The organism is Undibacterium sp. CCC3.4, assembly GCF_034347425.1.
Classification (GTDB): Bacteria; Pseudomonadota; Gammaproteobacteria; order Burkholderiales; family Burkholderiaceae_D; genus Undibacterium.
The window spans coordinates 3,649,378-3,672,669 of sequence record NZ_CP133779.1 but is presented as its reverse complement, the minus strand read 5'-3'; the positions used below and the strand labels follow the sequence as shown (position 1 = coordinate 3,672,669).

Annotated in this window: 16 protein-coding genes; 3 read left to right on the top strand and 13 right to left on the bottom strand. The window is 54.7% G+C overall.

The annotated features are described in order from the left end of the window. Positions 1-10: 10 nt before the first annotated feature. The 4 genes from RHM61_RS16485 to RHM61_RS16470 form a co-directional block, all read right to left on the bottom strand. Positions 11-1,138: a DegT/DnrJ/EryC1/StrS aminotransferase family protein gene (locus RHM61_RS16485; RefSeq protein ID WP_322248379.1), complete on the bottom strand. Its 1,128-nt coding sequence runs from the start codon at positions 1,136-1,138 to the stop codon at positions 11-13. A 71-nt stretch (positions 1,139-1,209) separates the two neighbouring features. Continuing rightward, positions 1,210-1,581, bottom strand: coding sequence for an EamA family transporter (locus tag RHM61_RS16480; RefSeq protein ID WP_322248378.1), 372 nt, complete (start codon positions 1,579-1,581; stop codon positions 1,210-1,212). Between the two features lies 1 nt (position 1,582). Then, positions 1,583-3,295, bottom strand: a complete 1,713-nt coding sequence (locus RHM61_RS16475) for a glycosyltransferase family 39 protein (protein ID WP_322248377.1) — start codon at positions 3,293-3,295, stop codon at positions 1,583-1,585. After that, positions 3,292-3,669 carry an Mth938-like domain-containing protein gene (locus RHM61_RS16470; protein ID WP_322248376.1) on the bottom strand — a complete coding sequence of 126 codons (378 nt, stop codon included), beginning with the start codon at positions 3,667-3,669 and terminating at the stop codon, positions 3,292-3,294. The genes RHM61_RS16475 and RHM61_RS16470 overlap by 4 nt, the downstream gene beginning before the upstream one ends. Before the next feature lie 292 nt (positions 3,670-3,961). Here RHM61_RS16470 and RHM61_RS16465 point away from each other — a divergent pair, with 292 nt between their 5' ends. Further along, complete coding sequence (locus RHM61_RS16465) at positions 3,962-5,191, top strand: pyridoxal phosphate-dependent aminotransferase (RefSeq protein ID WP_322248375.1); 1,230 nt, start codon at positions 3,962-3,964, stop codon at positions 5,189-5,191. Between the two features lie 27 nt (positions 5,192-5,218). Then, entirely contained in the window at positions 5,219-6,529 is a 1,311-nt protein-coding gene (locus RHM61_RS16460; RefSeq protein ID WP_322248374.1) for a homoserine dehydrogenase, read from the top strand. Here RHM61_RS16460 and RHM61_RS16455 read toward each other — a convergent pair. From RHM61_RS16455 to RHM61_RS16415, 9 genes are all read right to left on the bottom strand, one after another. Beyond that, positions 6,473-7,117, bottom strand: coding sequence for a 4'-phosphopantetheinyl transferase family protein (locus tag RHM61_RS16455; protein ID WP_322248373.1), 645 nt, complete (start codon positions 7,115-7,117; stop codon positions 6,473-6,475). The genes RHM61_RS16460 and RHM61_RS16455 overlap by 57 nt on opposite strands. Next, positions 7,117-11,148, bottom strand: a complete 4,032-nt coding sequence (locus RHM61_RS16450) for a Pls/PosA family non-ribosomal peptide synthetase (RefSeq protein WP_322248372.1) — start codon at positions 11,146-11,148, stop codon at positions 7,117-7,119. Before RHM61_RS16450 ends, RHM61_RS16455 begins: the two co-directional genes overlap by 1 nt. Positions 11,149-11,951: 803 nt before the next feature. Further along, positions 11,952-12,215: a DUF3955 domain-containing protein gene (locus tag RHM61_RS16445; RefSeq protein WP_322248371.1), complete on the bottom strand. Its 264-nt coding sequence runs from the start codon at positions 12,213-12,215 to the stop codon at positions 11,952-11,954. A gap of 77 nt (positions 12,216-12,292) precedes the next feature. Continuing rightward, entirely contained in the window at positions 12,293-15,439 is a 3,147-nt protein-coding gene (locus tag RHM61_RS16440) for a CusA/CzcA family heavy metal efflux RND transporter (protein WP_322248370.1), read from the bottom strand. An 8-nt stretch (positions 15,440-15,447) separates the two neighbouring features. After that, positions 15,448-16,701, bottom strand: coding sequence for an efflux RND transporter periplasmic adaptor subunit (locus tag RHM61_RS16435; RefSeq protein WP_322248369.1), 1,254 nt, complete (start codon positions 16,699-16,701; stop codon positions 15,448-15,450). Beyond that, positions 16,698-17,999, bottom strand: a complete 1,302-nt coding sequence (locus RHM61_RS16430; protein WP_322248368.1) for a TolC family protein — start codon at positions 17,997-17,999, stop codon at positions 16,698-16,700. Before RHM61_RS16430 ends, RHM61_RS16435 begins: the two co-directional genes overlap by 4 nt. A 105-nt stretch (positions 18,000-18,104) precedes the next feature. Further along, the gene (locus RHM61_RS16425; protein ID WP_322248367.1) at positions 18,105-18,473 is read right to left on the bottom strand and encodes a hypothetical protein; all 369 of its coding nucleotides are present in this window, start codon (positions 18,471-18,473) and stop codon (positions 18,105-18,107) included. A gap of 35 nt (positions 18,474-18,508) precedes the next feature. Continuing rightward, positions 18,509-19,411, bottom strand: a complete 903-nt coding sequence (gene bla, locus RHM61_RS16420; protein ID WP_322248366.1) for a class A beta-lactamase — start codon at positions 19,409-19,411, stop codon at positions 18,509-18,511. Between the two features lie 58 nt (positions 19,412-19,469). Next, positions 19,470-20,588, bottom strand: a complete 1,119-nt coding sequence (locus RHM61_RS16415) for a hypothetical protein (protein ID WP_322248365.1) — start codon at positions 20,586-20,588, stop codon at positions 19,470-19,472. Between the two features lie 675 nt (positions 20,589-21,263). Between RHM61_RS16415 and RHM61_RS16410 the strand changes: the two genes are divergently transcribed. After that, a complete protein-coding gene (locus RHM61_RS16410) occupies positions 21,264-23,285 on the top strand; it encodes an ATP-dependent helicase (RefSeq protein WP_322248364.1) in 2,022 nt (673 codons plus the stop codon). Positions 23,286-23,292 lie beyond the last annotated feature (7 nt).

Genomic DNA, 23,292 nt, shown 5'->3' with positions numbered 1-23,292 from the left:
CGAGCAATTTTCAAAGAAGGCGCGATTTTACCGCAGACACGACCCGTGTGACATCTGCTTGTGTCATTGAGGGAAATAAAGGTAAGCTCACAATCTGTTTACCTATCCGTTCGGCGATCGGGAACATGCCGTCAGTAAAGCCGCGTTGGCGATACAAAGTAAACAAATGAATCGCGCGATAGTGGTAACCAAGACCGATCTTCACATCGAGCATCTGCTGCATGAATTCGGCACGATTGATACGCTCCGGCAGCACCAGATGAAACATATGCCAGTTGCTGTTGGTGAAATCGGCCACCGGTAATTCGGCAGCGCTCAAGCTTTCGAAGTCGCTGCCGAATTCGTTGAAGTATTGCTGGGCCAATTGCTTGCGTTTGGCATTGAACTCGGCCAGACGCTTCAATTGCCCCAGGCCAATGGCCGCAGCCAAGTCGGGCATATTGTATTTACCACCGAGGACGTCGACATCGATGCCATCGAGACCGCTACGGCTGACGCCTTGCAAGCGGAATTTTTCAGCCAGTTTGGCTTCTTCGGCATTATTCAGAACCAGACAGCCACCTTCGCCGGTCATGATGTTTTTATTGACTTGGAAACTGAACGAAGCAAAATCGCCGAAAGAACCGATGCGCTGACCTTTCCAGCTCGAACCGATCGCTTGGGCGGCATCTTCAATCACGCGCAGATTGTATTTTTTTGCCAAGGCATACAGCTTATCCATATCGCAGGGCAAGCCACACATGTGTACCGGAATGATGGCCTTGGTGCGGCGGGTGATCACGGCTTCGACCCGATCGAGATCGATGTTATGGGTTTTCGGATCGATATCGGCGAACACCGGAGTTGCACCGGTTTCGATGATCACGTTGGCCGTCGCAACCCAAGAATTCGGGGTAGTAATGACTTCATCGCCGACGCCAATGCCAGCGATACGCAGGGCAATTTCCATGGTACAGGTACCGGAATTAAAAGTCCGCACCGGACGGCCGCCGAAATATTCCGACAACTGCGCTTCGAGTGCCTGTACTTTCGGACCGCTGGTCAGCCAGCCCGAACGCAGTACCTCAGCCACGCTGGCGATGGTTTCTTCATCAATGCTTGGTTTGGTAAACGGCAAAAATGCCAGTTGATCGCTCATAGCTGTCCTTTCGAGGGAGCCGGCGCACAGCGCGCCAACCCGGGTTAATAGTGGGTGAGGGTGACAGCAGCTTAGCTTTTAACCAGCAAAGCCACGCCGATAATGATGATGGCAATCGCCAGCATGCGTTGCAAGGACATGATTTCGCCGAGGAAATACCACGCACCGAAGGCATTAACAATATAACCGATAGATAGTAATGGGTAGGCGATGGTGACATCGACGCGCGACAAACCGATGATCCACACCACCACCGAAATGACATAACAAGCCAAGCCACCGATAATCGGCAGCTGCGTCGCCAGTTGCACACCGGTGGCAAACCAATTTTCCGCCGTGAGGTGAATCGCCCCAACGGCATTAGTGCCCTTCTTGAGCAATAACTGGGCGCTGGCATTGAGTAAGATACCGGTCAGGATAAAACCGAAAGTATTGAAATTCATCTTATTTTTCTAAGGGTGAGGGGACAGGGTGGGGCAACGCGATGATCACGCGTTTCGGATCTTCACCGATCACGCGCATAGGCAGGTGCTGAGCTTGAAAGTCAGCATACACATCGTGCCGCAATATGGCGACGGCAGCTGCACCGCGCGCGGCGCGGGCACGCCAGAGCGTAACAAAGTCGGCGCGTCGCGGTATCCACAACTCCGGTTGCTGTTGCAGACCGAATTCCATCTCATCGGCGAATTCTACTAAAATCAAGGTCCGTTGCAAATAAAACGGCAGTGCTTGCTCGTAGCGGCCGACCGCATAGATCGGTGTCGTCGGGTCACGTAACTCGGCTTGCAAGGCGGGTAAATGCGCCGTGCCGGCAATATAGCGGCCCCACGGATCATGGCCGAGAAAAGCCACTTGACCGGCCAGAAAGCCGGACGCGGCCAAGACCACGATGGCCCAATCTTTTGCTGCGCCATCGCGCCGCGCCAGCAATGCCGCCGTCACGCCGCCGACTACAGTCAGTGCACAGGCCGCATACAACCACGGTGCATAGCCGAGATACAGCGGGATTTCATACGCGAGCGTACTGAGGTGAACGGCACGCTTCACCAACACCATTCCGACCAAGCCAAGCACAGCGAACAGCAGCGCGGCCACTTGCACGCTGCGCGCACGCGCGTGCTCGAGATGAAAGGCAATCAGCAAGGCCAGCGCCGGAAAGATAGGCAAAATATAGCCGGGCAATTTGGAACCGGAAACACTGAAAAACAAGAAGAAAAACACCGCCCAGATCAGCAGCATCAAGCGTGGGCGAAAGCCGGTTTGCGCTTCCTGTGCGCCGCGCCATAATCCCTGCAGCAACACGCCCAGCCAAGGCACAATGCCGAGCAACAGGAAGGGAAAGAAATAATACCAAGCCCCACCACGCTTATGCACCGTGCTGGTGAAGCGCTGGAAATGCTCGTGTATGAAAAAGAAATGCGGATGTTCAGGATTTTTCAGTGCGATCAAAATAAACCATGGCGCGGTGAGAGCGAAAAACAGCAGCAAGCCGGCACCGAAGTGCAGCCGCGTCCATAAGCGCCAATCACGCGTCCACAGCGTATAAATGACCAGTACGGCACCGGGCAACACGAAACCGATCAAGCCTTTCGACAGCGTCGCCAGCGCCATCCCAGCCCAGCACACCAACATGGCATTGCGTTGTTCGCGCGCGCTGGCACCGTCGCGCTGAGCCAGCAGCAAGCCGCCCATGCAAAGCGCCAGCATGCCCGACAAACCCATATCGAGTGAATTCACATGCGCCATGCCGGCCCAGTAAAAACTCGAGGCCAATACCAAGGCGGCGATGATGCCTATTCGTCGTGAAAATAATTGACTGCCGCAGTAGGCAACTACGGCCACCCCGAGCAAGCCATTGATACCAGTCCATAGCCGCGCTTGCCACTCACCCAAACCGAAGGCGGCGAAGCTCAAGGCATTCATCCAGTTTTGCAAGGGCGGTTTTTCAAAGTACTTGATGCCATTGAGGCGCAAAGTGATCCAGTCGCCGCTGGCGAGCATTTCACGCGCCATTTCGGCGTAGCGACCCTCATCAGTCGGTACCAAGGTGCGCGCGCCAAGCATGTAAAACCACACTACAGCAAAAAAAAGCGCGATCAGCCACAGCGTCGACGGCGTTTCAAACGGTGAGCGCAGCCTTGCGCGTGGCGCACTCATGCACTCTCCATAATCAAGGCCAAGGCCACCTTGCGGCCTTCTGCCATCAGAATATTGTAGGTACGGCAGGCGGCTTTATTATCCATGCATTCGACACCGATACGCTGCGCCGTCAAGGCCGCACATAGGCGCGGATGGATGAAACGTTGGACATTGCCGGTGCCGAGTATCACCACATCGGGGCGCGTGGCAACAATGAGATCGAAGGCGGCGACGTCAAGTTCAGCAAACGACGGTACCGGCCACACTACAGGCTTACTTTCAGGCAAGACGATCAAGCTATGACGAAACATCACGGCATTAATCTCAACGCTGTCGGTTTCATAGGCCGTGATGGTTTGGTATTGTTGGGTTTGAGTGGAGTGCAGCTTCATATTTCTGGCTCTGTGCGAATAGGGGAGTGTGCGGCATTGTAACTTTTTTTTCTTGATTCGAAACAGGCTTTGCATGTTTACTGATCGGCCAAGCCGCTGCAAAGCAAACGTTTTCCAGATCAAAAACCCTCTGAACTGGTAGCGCCCAGCACCCGTGTTTCCGTCAAAAAGATGCTCCCAGCGTTGAAATACAGAAAAAAATTTGATTAAACTGCATTCCTTGGGCAGAATACTCTGTTCGGCAGTGCAGCATAAGCGGCAGCAGCCATGCTATTCGACAGAGGAAAATTCAGTGCGACCCATACTCAAATCACACAAGCTGGCCGACGTCTGCTATGACATCCGCGGTCCCGTCATGGAAAAAGCGCGCCAGATGGAAGAGGAGGGGCATAAAATCATCAAGCTCAACATCGGCAACTTGGCCGTGTTCAACTTCGATCCGCCCGATGAAATCGTGCAAGACATGATACGCAATATGCACAATGCCGCCGGCTACACCGACTCCAAAGGGATGTTCGCGCCGCGCAAAGCAATCATGCATTACAGCCAAGAAAAAAAGATCACCGGTGTCGGCATAGAAGACATTTACATCGGCAACGGTGCCTCAGAGCTCATCGTCATGGGCATGAATGCCTTGCTCAACAGCGGCGATGAAGTACTGGTACCGGCCCCCGATTATCCGCTCTGGACCGCGGCCGTCAGCTTGTCTGGCGGCAAGCCCGTCCATTACATCTGCGATGAAAGCGCCGATTGGATGCCTGATATCGACGATATCAAGAGCAAAATCACCCCCAACACCAAAGCCATTGTCGTTATCAACCCGAATAACCCAACCGGGGCCTTGTATCCGGTGTCAGTGTTGCAAGAAATCGTAGAATTAGCCAGACAACATCAATTGATCGTCTTTGCTGATGAAATCTATGACAAGACCTTGTATGATGAAGCCGAACATGTCTCAATCGCTTCCTTGGCCGATGATGTGTTGTTTCTGACCTTGAATGGCTTATCCAAAAACTATCGTTCCTGCGGCTATCGGGCTGGCTGGATGATTGTTTCTGGCGAGAAACGGCATGCCAAAGATTATATCGAAGGCTTGAATATGCTTGCTTCAATGCGCCTGTGTGCCAATGCACCGGGGCAGTTTGCGATCCAAACTGCGCTCGGTGGCTATCAAAGCATACAAGATCTGGTCGGGCCGGGCGGTCGTTTGCTCAAGCAGCGCGATCTGGCGCACCGACTGCTGACGGCCATTCCGGGGGTGAGTTGCGTCAAACCTAAAGCAGCGCTGTACATGTTCCCCAAGCTCGACCCCGAGATCTACCCGATCAAGGATGACCAGGAATTCATCCACGAACTGCTGACCGAGCAGCGTGTATTGCTGGTGCAGGGAAGCGGCTTCAACTGGCCCAAGCCGGACCATTTTCGCGTGGTGTTCTTGCCTAATACCGATGACTTGACCGAGGCGTTCGGACGCATCAGTCACTTCCTCGAAGGCTATCGCAAGCGCCACGGCACCAATTAATTCATTTTACTGTTTGAAAAAATTCATATGAAACCCATCAAAGTAGGTTTGTTAGGCATCGGCACTGTCGGCAGCGGCACCTTCAATGTATTGCAACGCAATCACGCAGAAATCATGCGCCGCGCCGGCCGCTCGATTGAAATCGCCATGGTCGCTGATCTCAATGTCGAACGCGCGCGCGAACTCACTGGCGGCAGCGTGGAAGTCGTCAGCGACGCCCGCTTGGTGGTGAATCACCCCGATATCGATATCGTCATCGAACTCATAGGCGGCTACGGTATCGCCAAAGAGTTGGTCTTAAGTGCAATTGCCAACGGCAAACACGTCGTCACGGCGAATAAAGCCTTGTTGGCGACGCATGGCAACGAAATATTTGCCGCAGCACAAGAAAAAGGCGTCATGGTGGCATTTGAAGCGGCCGTGGCCGGCGGCATTCCCATTATCAAGGCTTTGCGTGAAGGCTTGACGGCGAATCGGATCGAATGGATTGCCGGCATCATCAATGGCACCACCAATTTCATCTTATCGGAAATGCGCGACCAGGGCTTGGATTTCAATACTGCGTTGGAGCAAGCGCAAGCGCTAGGCTATGCCGAAGCCGACCCGACTTTCGATATCGATGGCATTGATGCCGCGCACAAAGCCACCATCATGGCCTCGATCGCCTATGGCATCCCTATGCAATTCGATAAAGCCTATGTCGAAGGTATCACAGCACTGCAAGCGAGCGACATCCGCTACGCAGAAGAGCTCGGCTACCGCATCAAGTTACTGGGAATCAGCAAGCGCACGCCAGAGGGTGTGGAATTGCGCGTCCATCCAACACTGATTCCAAGCAAGCGCTTGATCGCCAACGTCGAAGGTGCCATGAATGCAGTCCTGGTACAGGGCGACGCCGTCGGCGCAACTTTGTACTATGGCAAGGGTGCCGGTGCTGAACCGACCGCTTCGGCCGTCATCGCCGACCTGGTCGACATCACCCGCCTGGCGACCGCCGATCCCGAACATCGGGTACCTCACTTGGCGTTCCAACCTGGTGCCATCAGCGATCTGCCGGTACTGCCGATGACAGAAATCGTCACCAGCTACTACCTGCGCATGCATGTCGAAGATCAGCCAGGGGTGTTAGCCGATGTGACGCGAATCTTGGCTGACTTGTCAATTTCCATCGACGCCATGCTGCAGAAAGAGCCGGCCGAAGGAGAAATTCGTACCGACATCATCATTCTCACGCATCAAACCAAAGAGAAAAACATTATCGCGGCGATCGAACAAATCGAATTACTCAGCACCGTTTCCGGCAAAGTGACCAAGCTGCGTCTGGAACAATTGAGTTGATTTGACCGATACGCTGCACACATAAGCCGCATCAAGTTCCACCACATGGTGCTGCAGCGTCGTCGGCCATGCGCTGTCGCGCTCACTCGCTTCAAGCAAAGGCTGGCCCAGGCATTTCAAGCCTGCTTCGAGCGTGGTCCAAGCCAGTGCGAACTGCAGCGCTCTTTGCTGTTCCGGTGCGCGCAGCAAGCGCTCGGTGTCGTCTACGCCCAAATACAAGGGTGCCAGATCTTGCCATCCCGTGCAATCGGCCAGACGCAGCACATCAATACCTATCGGGTGGTGTAAGCTCAAGGCCGCGACCGATAAGCCGGTTTCGTGGCTGATAGAAATAAATACTTCGCGCTCAGGCAGCAGGGCGCGTACCCCACGCCCCGGCAAAGAAACCAAGCGCAGGCGCGTGGCATCGCAGTCCAAGGCGGCACACAACAACTCGCACAGCGCCAAGCGCAACTGCTGGCGAGCGCTGTCGCGTTGTATCAGCGGAGGTAAAGCCAAGCTAATCACCAGCGGCAAGCCGGCCGCCAAGCGCTGCTGCGCTGGCGCGCGGTCGGCTGGCCAAGCCCAAGCCTTGAGGCGCTCGGCCATCAGCCTGCCGTCATCGCGGCCGGGCAGCCGCGCCAACTCGAATTAGCTGGAATGAATTCGCCTTTCATCACCAAGGTCAGCGCACCGAGCCTGACATCATCGCCGACCACGGCACTGTACAGCACCGAGCAGCGTGGCCCGAGATAGACGCGTGCACCGATGACGATATGATCGATTTTCATGACGCGGTCTTCGAATAAATGCGTTTGTGGACAAGCCAGAGCGTTGACTTCACTGTAGTCGCCGATGCGCACACAATCAAACTCGGTGATGTCGGTGGTGTCGAGATACACGCCGCGACCAATTTTACAACCGAGTAAATTGAAGGCCAAAGGCAGCCATGGCGTGCCACGTAAATAACGCATGAAATTCGGCACGGCGATGCCTTCGTATAAATTGGTAATTCCTTCCGAGAGCCAAACGAACGGCGTCCACATCGGCGCACTGCATTTTGTATACCGGAAAATAAACAGCCACTTTAAAATCAACACAAAGGCAAAACTACCTACGCCATACAGTAAGCCAGCCACGATCAGATATACCAAGACCTCACTCCAGCGGTCATCACCGGCCAGTGGCATCAAATCCAATACCACCGTGTAGCCAACGGCAATCACCATCGCATGCGGCGCGATGATGCGGAACGCTTCTACCAAACCACGGCCGATACGTCGAAATACCGATGGCGTGAAGGTCAAATTCTCCGGAAAGCCTTTGACTTCTTCGCGTGCCGGCAGGTGAATCGCCGGCGAACCCAACCACGTGTCGCCGGGTTGCATACTGGCATTTTCCGGTGCCGACGTATACACGCCGATGAGTACATTCTCGGGCAAGATGGTGCCGTCAGGGATGTAAGCGCCGTTACCGACAAAGCTGCGCCGCGAGATGACGGTTTCCTGCATGGTCATCCAGCCACGGTCAATTTCCTCGTCACCGAGTAACACCGCATCGGCGATGAAGCTTTCATCCCCGAGCGTGAGCATATCCGGCACCACGCCCAAGGCGGTCGAGATTTCCGCACCCTGGCCAACTTTGGCACCGAGCAGACGGTACCAAAATGGCGCATAGATCGTCGCATATACGCCATGCAGCACATGCAGACTCGACTCTTGGATTTGATTGACCAACCATTTGCCGCAATACAGATTGCCGTGTACCGGATACAAGCCGGGCTTGAGTTTTGGCAAAATCGCCCAGCGTACCGCGGCCGACAGCAAAACCGTACAAACGATCAGCACGGCCGTGGCGGGAAACGCCAAAATAAAATATTTCGTTAATTGAAAGGGAATCGAACTGCTCTGCAACCAAGGGAAGCTATCGGCATTATCAAACCAATCGATGAGCACGAAGCTAGGGAAAACCGGTAGAAAAAACAAGGCACTGATGAACAAGGCACCGAACACGAAAAACACCGCTTCGCCCCCAGCACGCCATGCCGACAAAGGCGGGCGGGCCGGTTTGCTGCTGTCATCGAACGCGCCGACATCGCGCGCCGGCGAACCCTTCCAAACGCGTCGGGCCGGCATGCGCAAGCCGTCAGCCAAGGCTGACTGACCTTCCAGATGGGCACTCTGGCCCATCGCGACATTCCCTTCCAACACCGAATAAGAGCCAACATAGCTGTCGTCTTCCAGCTTGATGTGACCAAGAATCAGCTCGCCATGTAACACCCGGGCATTTTCCAAATTCACTGCATTACCAATGCTGACGCCATCCCCAATTGTCAATAAATCCGGTGCGCGCAAAGTGATCGAGCCGATCATCACGTCTTTGCCAATTTTGGCACCGAGTGAACGCAACCACCACGTGTAGAGCGAAGAACCGCTCAGCATATAGGTTGGTGCCGTTTCTATGAGGCGGTCACTAAGCCACCAACGGAAATACGTCATACCCCAAAGCGGATAGCGGCCGGCTTTCAGTCGCCCCGATAACAGCCATTTACCGATGATCGCCACACCGAACTCGGCCAAGGTGAGCACAACGAAGGCACCCGCTGAGAGCAACACTGCGCGCACCATCGAGTCACCCGGGTCGCCAGTGAGAAAATGGTAAGCAAAGAAGGGTGCCAGCCATTGCACCATACGCATTGCGACCAGCCAGGGAATGGCAAAGGCCTGGGCCGCGCCACAGAGCCAACGCTTCCACGTCGAGGGCGGGGTCCAATTAAGCGGCGGCACGGTAGTTTCCTCTTGTGCCAGCGCCGCCAGCGCCATCGCGGCCGCGATGCTTTGCAGGCTGCGTTGTTGGTAAATATCGGCAATTTTAAAGTAAGCAAAACGGCTGTCTTTACGCAGCAGCGAGACCAAGCGCGCGGCCAACAGCGAATGACCGCCGAGATCGACAAAAAAATCGGCAGAACGACGCAGCGCTTGGCCCGGGAATAGAACTCCGAGAGCAGTAAACAAGGCTTGCTCTGCACTCGACTCGGCAGCTTCCGACTCGGCACTCGCGACCCCGCCGGTAAGGACGATTTGCTTGAGCGAGTTACGATCGATCTTACCCGAAGTCAGACGCGGTACTTCAGTGAGAAATTCAAACCGCGACGGCAGCATATAGGGTGGCAGCAACTGACTGAGCCGGCTGCGCAGCATACTACTGAGCTGCACATCACTGAGCGCGGCAGCAGCGCTGTCGCGCACGATGAAGGCCATGATTTGATCGATTTCTTGCTCGCGCCGCAGCACTACTGCTACGGTAGCGACTTCATCTTGCTGTGCCAACAGCGTTTCAATTTCACCCAGCTCGACCCGGAAGCCGCGAATTTTAACTTGATCATCGGCCCGGCCCAAGCATTGAATATTGCCGTCGCCATCGATACAAGCCAAGTCGCCGGTACGGTACAAACGCTGTTCATGGACGTTTCGCGACCACGGGTTGGTGAGAAATTTTTCGGCGCTCAACTCAGGACGGCCAAGGTAGCCGAGTGCGACGCCCGGACCGGAAATGCATAATTCACCCGTTTCACCGGGTGCGAGCAAACGCAGACCGTCTGTCGGCTCGGTACTGACGACCATCAAGGAATAATTCGGCAGCGGTTTGCCTATCGTGACCGCTGCATGCGCCTGCAATGGCGCCAAGCTGGCCGATACCGTGGCCTCAGTTGGCCCGTAAGTATTGAAAATTTTTCGGCCCGGCTGACTCCAGCGCGTCACCAGTGACTCCGGACACATTTCGCCACCGAGATTAATCAAACGCAAACTCGGAATGTCGCTGACAAACAAAGCCAACAGGGTAGGGACGGCATGCAATACCGTGATCTGCTGTGCGGCCAGCGCCAGTGGCAAGGCATCGGGGTCGGCCGTGATCTCTTTCGGGGCGATCCATAAGCTCGCACCAGCCAGATAACTGATCCAAATTTCTTCAAACGACATGTCGAAGGCCACCGAAAAACCCTGATACACACGATCAGTAGCGGTGATGCCGAGCTGGCTGTTTTCACTGCGTAAAAAATGGCAGATACTGGCTTGGCTGACCAAGATACCTTTGGGTTTGCCGGTAGAGCCCGAGGTGTAAATCACATAGGCCGGGTCGCTGCCGCGACCAGCGCTGCGGCGTAGGACGGACGCTACCGTGCTCTTGGCCAGTTGTTCGGCAGACCAAACGGATAATCGCAAGCTGGCGGTCTGAGGCGCGAACTCTTCGCAACTGAGCAAACCATATGCCGCCGCATCGGCCAGACAAACGGCGATTCGATCTATTGGCGTGTCTGCATCGAAAGGCAACCAGGCTGCGCCGGTTTTGGCGATCGCCGCTTGCATCACGAGTAAATCGATGCCGCGCGGCAGCCACAAACCAATGAAGTGCCCAGGGCGCACACCGGCATCGATCAAGGCTGCGGCAATGCGATCGGCACGTGCATTGAGTTCCGCATAGCTGAGCTGGACTGTACCGGCGATGAGTGCGATGTGAGAAGGAAACTGTTGAGCGCTGGCTTCGAGTATATCGGCGAGAGTTTCTTCGCGCATCAATTCGGGAATCGCCGGGCCATACAAAATGTGGGAAGCTAAAGACGTGCTGCTTAACAAAGACATAAAGAAATCAATAGAAAATCGTGCTCATTGTTTAAATTAATAAGCAGGGCAATCGCCAAGCATGCCAAACATGGGAAAATGTTCTTATTTTATTTGAGCATCCAAGCTATCGGCAATGCGGCTTGACCCTGACCAGACGAGGGAAAGCAGTGTTAATGAAGCTGGATTATCACATAGATTAAACGCAATAAAACACGCAATTCAGGTCGTGATCGCGATATAAACCCTTGTAAATACGGAAAGATGCTTTGCTGCATAATTTATTGTATTCGCACGGATTTTTCTCGCTGCGCCGACGGCCTATTTCTGAGATAGGCTATTTTTCACTTGCTGGGATTTTAACCGATGCGCTGGTGCTTATTACTGTTTGTTGTCGCTTGTTTCGATTTATTGCCTTCAGTTGATCAAAAATTTGACTAGGGTTTGAAACCGCGGCCTTCAGAGGCTGTCGCAAAAGTCTGACGGACGCTTTTTACATCTGAAACACCGCATACCTCATCATTCCCGCATGCCGAAGCCTTGTCATTCCCGCATGCTTTTGGCGGGAACCCAGTGTCGTTTTCAGCGCTGAAAACACGATCATCTCTGGCATTTTCAGTTAAGCACGAACGCCGCTGGGTTCCTGCCAAAAGCGCGCAGGAATGACGTGGCCACCAGTTGGGGTAATGATACCGACTCAATCCCCTTTTGCGACAGCCTCTTTTGGCCGGTGAGCGATGAAGGAGCGACGCGATGGGAGGGGATGTCAATCCCTTCCAGAGTCTTTTCCATCGTCGCTCGCGACGATCCATTAAGTTGTTGCTTCAACGTGGCTTGATGAATCGAAGTGCGAAGTCAAGAATGGCCAGCAGCAGCGCCACCGACAAGAAAAAGAAACTGGTCGGAACAAGACCAAACAGCGGCTCGTGCAGCCTGCCATTGGCATCGATCCAAGTGGTTTTCTCTGCAAAAAGACCCAGAATAGTCATGCCGATAATAAACAAGCACAAGCATGATACCCACGCCCAGCGCAAAATTTTTCGTTTACCTGAGCGCGTAGCTGAGGGCAGTTGATAAGTTTCGTTCATCATTTCACTCCGTATAAATTAAGCTTGGCAGCACACACAAGCTCGACCCGCTGCCAAGCCGGGTCGAGCTGCTTGTTTTAGTAATCCGATACCGATGGCTGTCCACGCAGTTTATGCGCCAGCTCATACAGTAAAGGCAAAACGAGTAAAGTTAGCAAGGTCGACGACAAAATTCCACCGATCACGACGGTCGCCAACGGTCGCTGCACTTCCGCACCGGTGCCGCTGGCCAGCGCCATCGGGATAAAGCCGAGTGATGCGACCAGCGCGGTCATCAAGACCGGACGCAGCCGTGTCAACGCCCCTTGTTCAATTGCCGGCAGCAAGGCCATGCCTTCTTCGCGCAAGGAGCGAATGTAAGCGATCATCACCAAGCCATTGAGCACGGCCACACCGGACAGCGCGATAAAACCTACCCCCGCTGAAATCGACAGGGGAATATCACGCAACCACAGCGCCACAATCCCGCCGGTAAGGGCAAACGGCACGCCGGTAAATACCAATAAGCCATCTTTGAGATTGCCGAACATCGCAAACAATAAAATAAACACGAGTAGCAATGCCAGTGGCACAACGATCTGCAAACGCGCTTTAGCCGATTGCAACTGCTCGAAGGTGCCGCCCCAACTGGTCCAGTAAGCGCTGGGAATTGTCACTTTCTGCGCCAGCTCTTGCTGCGCTTGCGCGACGAAGGAGCCGATGTCACGACCACGGACATTCGCCGTCACCACCACATTGCGCTTACCATTTTCTCGGCTGATTTGGTTCGGCCCCGGTACCAACTCGATACGCGCGACCTCGGCCAAGCTGATATAACTGGCAGCGCTACTGCCTTCCACTGTCGGCAAGCGCAGCGGCAGGCGGCGTATCGCTTCGATGTCGCCACGCAGGCGTTCCGGTAGCCGCACCACGATATCGAAGCCGCGATCGCCTTGGAACAAAGTGCCGGCGACGCTGCCGCCCACCGCGGTGGCGATGACTTCCTGTACATCACTCAAGGCCAAACCGTAGCGAGCCGCCGCATTGCGATCGATAGCGATATTGAGTACCGGTAAGCCGGTAGTTTGTTCGACCTTGACGTCGGCCGCACCGGCAATACCGTTCAACACCGTCGCGATCTCGGTTGCCGTGCGATTCATGACCGCCATCTCATCACCGAAAATTTTCACGGCGACATCGCTGCGCACACCGGAAATCAACTCATTGAAACGCATCTGTATCGGCTGGGTGAACTCATAATTATTACCGGGTACGGCTTCGACCGCGCGCTCTATCGCCGCCACCAGATCCTCTTTGCTGCGCCCGGGATCGGGCCAACTGGTCTGGGGTTTGAGCATGATGAAGGTATCGGCCACATTCGGCGGCATAGGATCAGTCGCGATCTCTGCCGTGCCTATTTTGGCGAACACCCGTTCGACTTCGGGGAAGCTTTTGATGGTGCGTTCAAGTTGCTGCTGCATTTGCAGAGCTTGGCTCAGACTGGTGCCGGGAATGCGCATCGCATGCAGGGCGATGTCGCCTTCATTCAGACTAGGCACGAACTCACTGCCCAACCTGGTCAGCAAACCGAAACTGAGCAGCATCACCAGCACGGCGCTGCCGAGGACGGTTTTCTTGTTCTGCAAGGCCAGTGCGAGCAGTGGTTGATACCAGCGCTTAGCGACTTGCATGAGGCGATTTTCTTTTTCACTCACATGCTTGCCGATAAACAGAGCAACGGCGGCCGGAATGAAGGTAATCGACAACAGCATCGCCGCCAGCAAGGCCGCTACCACCGTAAACGCCATAGGGTGGAACATCTTCCCTTCGACACCGGTAAGTGCAAAGATAGGCAAATACACCACCATGATAATCAGTTGACCATATAACAACGGACGGCGTGATTCCTTGGCCGCGGCAAACACTTCATGAAACCGTTCCGTGCGCGTCAGTTGGCGTCCCACCGCAGCCTGTGCATGCGCCAGTCGGCGCACACAATTTTCGACGATGACGACGGCACCATCGATGATGATACCGAAGTCCAAGGCCCCCAGACTCATCAGGTTGGCGCTGACCTTATTGTTCACCATGCCGGTAAAAGTAAACAACATCGCCAGCGGTATTACCAAGGCGGTAATCAGGGCCGCGCGCATATTACCGAGAAACAAAAACAAGATCACTACCACCAGCAAAGCACCTTCGAGCAGATTTTTTTCTACCGTCGCAATCGCTTTGTCGACCAGAGTGGTGCGGTCATACACGGTCTTGACCGTAACCCCTTGTGGCAGGGTACGGTTGATCTGATCGAGTTTGGCCACAACGGCCTGGGCTACGGTGCGACTGTTTTCACCCAGCAGCATGAATACCGTGCCGAGCACGATTTCCTGGCCATTTTCAGTCGCTGCACCGGTGCGCAATTCGCGGCCTATCCCGACTTCGGCCACATCTTTAATACGAATGGTGGCATTCTGGCGCTGGGCCAGCACGATCTCGCCGATTTCTTCCAAAGAAGCCAACTGGCCGGGCGCGCGGATCAGATATTGCTCGCCGCTTTTTTCTATGTAACCGGCACCGACGTTGGCATTATTTTTTTGCAGCGCAGTGACGATATCTTGCCATTGCAAGCCATGGGCGAGCAATTTCTCCGGCAGCGGTGCGACTTGAAATTCCTTGGCATAGCCGCCTATGGTATTGATTTCGGTAACCCCACGGACATTGCGCAACTGCGGTTTGACGATCCAATCTTGGATTTCGCGCAAATCCACCGCGGTATACGGCGCACCGGCGGCGGTCACGGCATGCGCTGTGGCTTCCACCGTCCACATCACAATTTCACCGAGCCCAGTGGAAATCGGCCCCATGGTCGGCTCTACCCCGGCCGGCAATTTGGCCTTGGCCTCTTGTATCCGTTCGTTTACCAATTGGCGGGCGAAATAGATATCGGTACCATCCTCAAAAATCACCGTCACCTGCGACAAACCGTAACGCGAGAGTGAGCGGGTTTGCTGCAGACGGGGCAGGCCGGCCATCACAGTTTCGATAGGGAAGCTCAGTCTTTGTTCGGTTTCCAGCGGTGAATAGCCAGGCGCAGCCGTATTCACCTGCACCTGGACATTCGTGATATCAGGTACAGCATCGATCGCCAAGCGTTGAAAATTATAGACGCCCAATAATGCCAAGCCCAAGGTGATCAGCATGATGGTCCAGCGCTGATCAATCGAAAAACGGATTATTTTCTCAAACATCTCAGCTCCTAGTGTTCATGTGCAGCGGAGGCTTTGCCGAGCTCTGCTTTGATCAGAAAGCTATTCTTTGTGACATAGCTTTCACCGGCTTGCAACCCGCCCAACACCTCGGTCCACTGGCCATCGCTACGGCCAGCCTTAAGCACACGGGCTACGATGTAGTCTCCTTGACGAACAAACACCTGCGGCTGATTTTCTATCTGCTGAATCGCCTCATTCTTGATCGCCAAGGGCACCTTGCTTTGTCCCGATGCCAGCGCCACCTGTACCGTCAAGCCCGGATGCCAGCGCCGCTCTGTGTTCGGCAGCACCAAGCGCGCCAAGGCTTGACGGGTTTGTTGGCCCGCCACCGGGCTGAGGAAACTCAACTTGCCAGTGGCACTGGTAGCAGACGATTGGGCGCTGACTTCGGCGCTTTGTCCCGGCCGAATTTGATCGAGATCAGCGGCAGGAATGGTCAACTCTACCCACACCGTCGCCAAATCGGCCAAGGTAAACACGGCACTGTCTTCCTTGAGTGACTGGCCGACCGCGATCTGTTTTTCGGTAATGGTGCCGCTAATAGGTGCGCGCACCTCATGCCGCGCCAGATGTTGTTCGTTACGAGGCAAACCAGCACCAATAACCGCGAGTTTTTGTTCGGCATTGCGCAAACCGATTTCCAGCTCTTGCAAGCTGATGCGGGCGGCTAAAAAGTCTTGTTCTGCCGAGATTTTTTCATCCCATAATTTCTTTTCACGCTCGAAACTGCGCTCGGCCAAGGCATAGCGTTTTTGCGCTGCCAGCAATTCACTGCGCTGGTCGGCCAAAGCCTGACTGGAAACCACCGCTAACAATTGCCCGGCTTTGACTTGGTCGCCAGCGTTGACGTGCACGCTCTCGACGATACCGGCCAAACGCGGAACGATTTGCACCACGCGATCTTGATTGAGGCGCACTTCGCCGGTCAATTTCAGGCTGGTTTTGAGATCAATCGGGCCGACCGCTGCAAATTCAACACCGTTTTGTTGTGCCGTTTGTGCATTCATCGTGATTTTTCCCACTTCTTCTTCGGCGTGTTCGGCCTGGCTAGGCGCACGTGCGGGAGCGCCGTGTTCATCGCCGGCATGGGCGGTTGCTTCACCGGCATGCGCATGCGCCGCTTCTTTACCTGCGCGAGCATGGCTGGCAGCAGGCGTGCGCCAGTAGTAAAACAGACTGCCGGCAACAAGCAACAGCAGGGCGATCAACAGGCCGATACCGGCGCGAGTAGAACGTGTCATAAGGTATCCTTGGTTTGCATAGTGGAGTACAGGCTCAGCGCCGGATCGGCCAGCAGGCTCTCGATCTCGCTGGCGGCTTGATGGGCATCGGACAAACTGCGCAGATGCTGCGCTTGTGCCAACAATAAGGAGCGCTGGGCGTCGGACACATCAATAAAGTTGAATTTGCCGTATTCAAAGCCCTTGAGCGTCATCTCAAAGGCGCGTTGCGCACCCGGTAAAATTTCTCGTTCCAGCAAGCTGTGTTCATCCAAGGCCACACTCAGGCGCTGGTGAATTTGCTGCAGTTGGCTGTAGAGCAGACTTTCGCTGACGGCCAACTGGTCACGGGCTTGATTCAAACGCGCGCTGGCTTGCTGCACATTGCCCTGATTCCGGTCTGACCAAGGTAGCGGAATCGCAATGGCGACCAAGGCTTGTTGCCGCCCGGTTTCGGCTTCGCGCTTGGCACCCAGACTGACGCTCAGATCAGGGATGCGGCGGCTGCGTTCCAATTGCAGATTGGCTTGCCCTTGCTCGACCGCCAAGCGGACACGCTGCATCGTTGCCGCTGCGCGAAGGCGCTCTGATAGCGCGACCATGCTCGGCAGCTCGGGCAAATCATCGAAGCTGCCGCTGAGTTCAAAATCATCGGCCTGACGTGCGCCCCAGTTGGCGGCCAAACGCTGACGCGCTGCGAGTAAGGCACTGTCAGCCTGACTGAGCTCGATGCGAATACCACTTTCAGCCACGCCCGCCTTGGTTTCTTCTATCGCAGAAATTTTCCCTGAAGCGACTTGTTTGGCGGTCGTCTCTCTGACCTTGCGAGCCAGATCGAAGGAGTGGCGCGCCAAGCGGCGACGTTCTTCGGCAATCAACACGTCGAAAAAACCGCGCGTCGCGGTGGCGCGAATTTCCGCTGCTTTGATCGCCAGTTCATTATTTGCGATGGCCGCCTCGCTTTGGGCCAGAGCAATCCGTGCCGGACGCTTGCCAGCCAACTCCAAAGCTTGGGTAATTTGCACCGTGGTGCTACGATTATCGGCACGACCGGCATCTTCCACCGTGATGCCGAGTTCCGGATTCGGACGCAAACCTGCTTGCAGCAAGGCCCCGGCACTGACATCGAGACCATGACGGGCCGCCGAAATCTCACGATTGGCCGCGAGCGCTCTTTGCACTGCCGCAGACAAGCTCAAGGCGCGCAGTGGGCTTGTTGCGGCTAAGGGCGATGTGGCAGAGGCGGGAGCTTCCGCCGCCACGGCGAGTGGACACACTAACAGCGCCGCTAAATGCAGCGGCAATATAAATTTTTGCATAGGATACTCCTGAAAAAAAACAAGAAAATATCCGGCAACGACCTGTCAGGTCATGGCTTCAAGCTAGCCGTAAGGCAAGTAGGGGTGACAGATGGATCGCCGGACTCAGGCGAGGGCGATCCAGTTGGGGCGATCGGGTTGCTCCGAATCGGTTTGTGCGGTTTGTGCCGGCGGCGCGGCGATTTTCATTTGCATCATCAAGCCAGCCAGATACTGCGGGTCGGGCTCGTGACTAAGCCAAGAACCATGCGGGCAGGCTGCGCAATCGGCATGCGCGGCCGAATTAGCTGGCGTCGATTGACTCAATTTACTGTCCGCATCGCCATCGGTATCGGCATCGTGATGTTGATGCGCATGATGACCGAAGTGTTGGGCACTGCGACCACTTTCATGCTGGCAATACGCGCTCACCACCGTCCAGCTTAATTGCAGCAGGATACAGAGGCTTAGCAGGAACGCGATTTTTTTTACCATGGCCGATATTATCATACCTCATTAAGTAAGCAGGATCAGCTTGGCCGCATTACGGACAAAATGATTTGAGTCGCCGCGACCAGCATCCCGTCACGCAGTGGGGCATCTTTTTTATCTTGCGTGTAGTACAAGGCAATGATGAGCGGAGACTTACCGGGCGGCCAGATTACGGCGACATCATTGGTCGAGCCGTAATCAGCGCCGCCAGTTTTGTCGCCAACCACCCAGTTTGGCGGCAACGCAGCACGGATTTTGTTCGCACCGGTGGTATTGCTGATCAACCAATGTTTCAATAATTCACGCTCTGCCTTGGGCAAGGCATCGCCGAGCACAAGCTTTTTCAGACTCGTGGCCATCGCCCTCGGGGTGGTGGTGTCACGCAAATCACCAGGCACGGCGCTGTTGAGCTCGGTTTCCCAGCGATCAAGGCGGAATTCTTGATCGCCGATTGAACGTGCGTAAGCCGTCACGGCAGCCGGACCACCGAGTAATTTCATGAGTAAATTGGCGGCGGAATTATCGCTGTAGCCGATGGCGGCGGCACATAATTCGGCAACCGTCATGCCGGTGGCCAGTTTTTTTTCGGTTTGCGGCGAGTAAGTGACGAGATCATCACGACGATAGTCTACTAATTGCTGTAATAAGCCAGCTTCGTAACGGCTGCGTTCGAGTATTGCGCCACCTAGCATTACTTTGAAGGTACTGGCCAATGGAAAGCGTTCATTGTCGCGATAAGCGAGCTCCGTGCCGTTGCCGGTATTGAGCACATACACGCCAAGGCGACCACCGACTCCACGTTCGAGTTCAGCGAATCGTTGTTGCGGTGGCATAAAGGGGGCGGGCAGTTCGCCAGTGACACAAGCACTCAGCGCCGGCAAGCTTGCCAGTGCTAACAATAAACGACGCCGCGCAGAAAACTCAGTGTAGGGAGGGTACATGCTCTATTAAAAGAAAATAGTGAATGAGGAGGTGGTGTTGAAATGGATTTTAGCGGCACTATTCGATATTGTCTGTAGGACTGGTACGAAATCTAGCTGACTGATCGTTACGGCGCGCTTCAATAATTAACTCGCCTATTTTTGATGAAACCCGCTCGCTGATATGCTCATGCTCTATTCTAGCAAGATAATCGGCAGGTGGAATCCACTCATCCGGATGGCGCGTCCTGTATTGTTCGACCGAAGCACGGTTCTGTTGATGGGCCAGTTGCACGGTCGGCAGCGCCATGATCAGCGTGGTCAGTTTTTCACGTAGCGCCATGACAGCCGGAGTGCGCGCTACCTCCACCTCTGTGCCGAAGATAAAGTCTACGTAGCCGACCGTGCCAGTCTGTATGGCGTCATCAAGCATGAGGATTTTCTTAATGAGCGCGTGCTCCATGACTCTATCGACGATCGCAGTGATCCGCGTTGCGTAAGCAGTCCGCCACACATCCAGTAAATCCGGTCTCGCAGTCACATCGGGGCTTGCCAGCGCGGCATCGAATTGCCTTCCGATGTAGGCGATGTGCGCTTCCAAGGCCAGCTCCAACTGCATCAAGCGAATGCCGTATTGGCTCATTGCTTGCGCTTGGCAGCGCTCGTCGAGTCCGTCCGAACTATAGCTCAGGCCCATGAACATGTGCTTGACAGCGGCGGTCATCACAGGGCCTACTTTTTGATAATAGATGTGTCTGGGTGTGCCTTCCGGTAAGGCTGTCAATATTTTACTGTCCAGACTGGCGCTTATTTCCTCTTTTTTAACGAGGTAGCCGGCATAGGGTGCGACTCTTGTTAGCCGTTGCGCTCCTTTCGAGGCCACGGTATTCAAGCTGTCAGTCAGGAGGGCGTGCATACCGCCCTTGAGCAAGCAGCGATTGAGCGTTTCTGCGGCCTGATACTGCAGTGAATTTGCCTGACGGGGATGAAAATTCCCCGGCGCACGCATGCCGCCTATGGCGGCAGTAAACCGGTCGCAGGAGGACTGTGCTTGTTCGGCTTTTTCTCCACACGCAGCCGGGTTCAGCGGCGCGGATGAGACCGCGCTGAGTGTGTTCAGTGGCCCCGATTCAGGCAATACCTGAGAGTGGCTGGTGGCAACAACATGAGTGGGCTTAACAGTTGCTAGATGTAGCAAGATCATTCTCCAATGTCTCGTGACGGGGCTTGCCATAAGGATGCAGAGATGCGCGAAAAGTAATGACTTAAAGGCACAGATGCTCAAAGCAGCGCGCCATTATAAAAAAAGAAAGCGCTGGTTAACATTAAAAAAACAATCATCTAAAATCTGACTATGGTTTGAAACCCCGGCCTTCAGAGGCTGTCGCAAAAGGGTAGTGAGTCGGTATCATTACCCCGACTGGTGGCCGCGTCGTTCCTGCGTGCTTTTGGCAGGAATCCAGCGACGTTCGTGGTTAACTGAAAATGCCAGAAATTGTGGCATTTTCAGTGTAAAAAACGACACTAGGTTCCCGCCAAAAGCACGCGGGAATGACGAGGTATACGGTGTTTCAGGTGTAAAAAAGCCTGATCATTACCCACAAGTTAGATCGATTACGCGCCCACCCATTCGCCCAATTCGTCATTGCCGCGTACGCGCCTTTTATATCTGTGCTGCTCCGGCGCAACAGAACGTGTTCATTTCACAGAAAAAAAGTGCCCTTGATCGACCCTCCCACCCTGAAGGCACTAAGGTGCCACTTAGTTGTTCACGCCAGCAAGCAATAACGGATTCCATAGCCATATGCAGTCGCATCAGTAATAATGCTCGAGTATTTTTTCTTACAGTCAATTTTTACGCGAAAGAGCATCCATGCCGGTCACCCCGACGACAGAACAACAAATCATCGTCTCCAATACCAGTCGGGTCGTGCTGATTGAAGCCGTTGCCGGTGCCGGTAAAACCACCACGCTGGCACTGGTGGCGGCGCATGCGCAATTGGCACCGACAAAAATTTTGGCTTTGTGTTTCACCCAAGGTGCGAAAGGACGCTTGATCGAAAAACTGCTGCAAGAGGGCGCGGCACGCGGGATTTCGGTATTGACGATAGAGGAGTGGGCGCAAACCCAAATACAGCGCTTGGTACAATTGAATTACCTTGAGCGACCTAAAACTTACCGCAACGATGAGAGCATTCGCCACCATCTCGTTGCCGCTGCCAACGGTGTTTGGGAGCGCTGCCAACAACGCGGCGACGGCAGTGACTTCAATTTTGCTTTCGAACACGATAACAAGCGGCTGGAAGAATTGCTGCTCTTATTGACAAGACTGAAGTCAACCTTATCCTCATTGCAATTTTACGAAGAGGATTGCGGTCAAGAATGCTTGGATGCGCTGGCCGAAGAGTTTGATGTGCCAGCCGTCGCCATAGAAATCTGCCGCGCCTATGAAATGCGCAGGCAAGCCGTCGCCGGCGACTTTTTATGGCAAACCGCAGCCGATTTCGTACCCGATCTGGTGCTGATGCTGCGCATTCATAGCCAAGCTATCACCCAGATTCAAGCGTTTTCCTTAATTCTGGTGGATGAGTGGCATGACGTCAATGCGGCAGAATTCACGCTATTACAAACAGTTAAACGCTCGGCGCGACTGCTGGTGGTCGGCGATCGCGATCAAACCATCCATACCGCGCGCGGTGCCGATCTGCATTTTTCCACCACTGGCTTCGACCTCGGCTTTCCCGATGCGACCCGGCTCAGCTTGAGCCAAACCCAACGCTTCGGCCCGGCGCTTTCCCGAATGGCAAGCCGCTCCATCCATCCGCGCAGCTGCCTCTCCATTCCCGGCAGTCACACCCTGATCCGTCAGGTCAATTACTCACCGGACGACCCCAATCATTGCGCGACGCTGGTGGTGACGCAAATAAAAAAAATCTTTGAAGAAGAAGCCAAAACCAGCTATGGCGACATCGCAGTCATTGTGCGCGAGGCAGACCAAAGTTTGGCGATAGAAAATGCTTTTCTTGACAGCGGCATGGCCTACCACTGCGAAGGCTTCGACAGCTACCTGCTGCGCCCCGAAATACTCATGCTGCGTGCGCTCTTGCATTTGGTCGCCGACGATTTTACGTCCTTGCGCAATGACAGTGATGCCTGCAAGCGCATGGTTGCAGCACTCACGCTTTACCTCTCCGTACCGATTCACGATCAGCGCTGGCAAACCGATTACCACAGCGAAAATACCACCGGGCAAGCCTTCTCATGGATAGAGCAAGCAACCCAAACCATCATCCGCGACCCCGAAACCTTGGCGTTTTTTATCGATGGCGTTTTATGTAAGAAAAATGAGCACGACAGCACCACCGTTGCCGGTTGGCGGGCTCAGTTTGCCGCCGCCGTGGCAGTGCTGAGAGCCGATTTCAAACAAAGCAGTGCGCTCGAAGTGCTCAACTACATCAATACCCGGTTGCGCCTCAAAGATGCCACCAGCCGTGCCTTTATCAGTCGTGGTCGTGCGGATTCGGCGAGCCGCTCGATCCGCAGCTTCATCTCGTTTGCCGCCCGCTTCCAACAGCAAAATGCTGGCCAATTCTTGCTCGAACTCGCTGCGCGCCAAGAGAAAGCAGCCAAGTACAGGGCACGTCCCAAAGCCGAACGACAAATCACGCTGACCACGGTGGCAGCCAGCAAGGGGCAAGAATGGCCGCACGTCTTGATACCGTATATGCAAGAAAATGAATTCCCGAGACGCAATGACAAAGCCGAAGAAAAACGCTACTTCTACGTCGGCATCACGCGTGCCATGGAGAGCCTGAGCTTATTTGAACCCGACGACAAGCACGCCCATCTGCGCAGTTCGCTGCTGCATGGAGCTAGGGAAGTGCAGAGGCAATAGGACCTGT

Bases quoted from the DNA above. Each gene is read 5' to 3' on its own strand.
- RHM61_RS16485 (WP_322248379.1), bottom strand. From the start codon at position 1,138: ATGAGCGATCAACTGGCATTTTTGCCGTTTACCAAACCAAGCATTGAT.
- RHM61_RS16480 (WP_322248378.1), bottom strand. From the start codon at position 1,581: ATGAATTTCAATACTTTCGGTTTTATCCTGACCGGTATCTTACTCAAT.
- RHM61_RS16475 (WP_322248377.1), bottom strand. From the start codon at position 3,295: ATGAGTGCGCCACGCGCAAGGCTGCGCTCACCGTTTGAAACGCCGTCG.
- RHM61_RS16470 (WP_322248376.1), bottom strand. From the start codon at position 3,669: ATGAAGCTGCACTCCACTCAAACCCAACAATACCAAACCATCACGGCC.
- RHM61_RS16460 (WP_322248374.1), top strand. From the start codon at position 5,219: ATGAAACCCATCAAAGTAGGTTTGTTAGGCATCGGCACTGTCGGCAGC.
- RHM61_RS16455 (WP_322248373.1), bottom strand. From the start codon at position 7,117: ATGGCCGAGCGCCTCAAGGCTTGGGCTTGGCCAGCCGACCGCGCGCCA.
- RHM61_RS16450 (WP_322248372.1), bottom strand. From the start codon at position 11,148: ATGTCTTTGTTAAGCAGCACGTCTTTAGCTTCCCACATTTTGTATGGC.
- RHM61_RS16445 (WP_322248371.1), bottom strand. From the start codon at position 12,215: ATGAACGAAACTTATCAACTGCCCTCAGCTACGCGCTCAGGTAAACGA.
- RHM61_RS16440 (WP_322248370.1), bottom strand. From the start codon at position 15,439: ATGTTTGAGAAAATAATCCGTTTTTCGATTGATCAGCGCTGGACCATC.
- RHM61_RS16435 (WP_322248369.1), bottom strand. From the start codon at position 16,701: ATGACACGTTCTACTCGCGCCGGTATCGGCCTGTTGATCGCCCTGCTG.
- RHM61_RS16430 (WP_322248368.1), bottom strand. From the start codon at position 17,999: ATGCAAAAATTTATATTGCCGCTGCATTTAGCGGCGCTGTTAGTGTGT.
- RHM61_RS16425 (WP_322248367.1), bottom strand. From the start codon at position 18,473: ATGGTAAAAAAAATCGCGTTCCTGCTAAGCCTCTGTATCCTGCTGCAA.
- bla (WP_322248366.1), bottom strand. From the start codon at position 19,411: ATGTACCCTCCCTACACTGAGTTTTCTGCGCGGCGTCGTTTATTGTTA.
- RHM61_RS16410 (WP_322248364.1), top strand. From the start codon at position 21,264: ATGCCGGTCACCCCGACGACAGAACAACAAATCATCGTCTCCAATACC.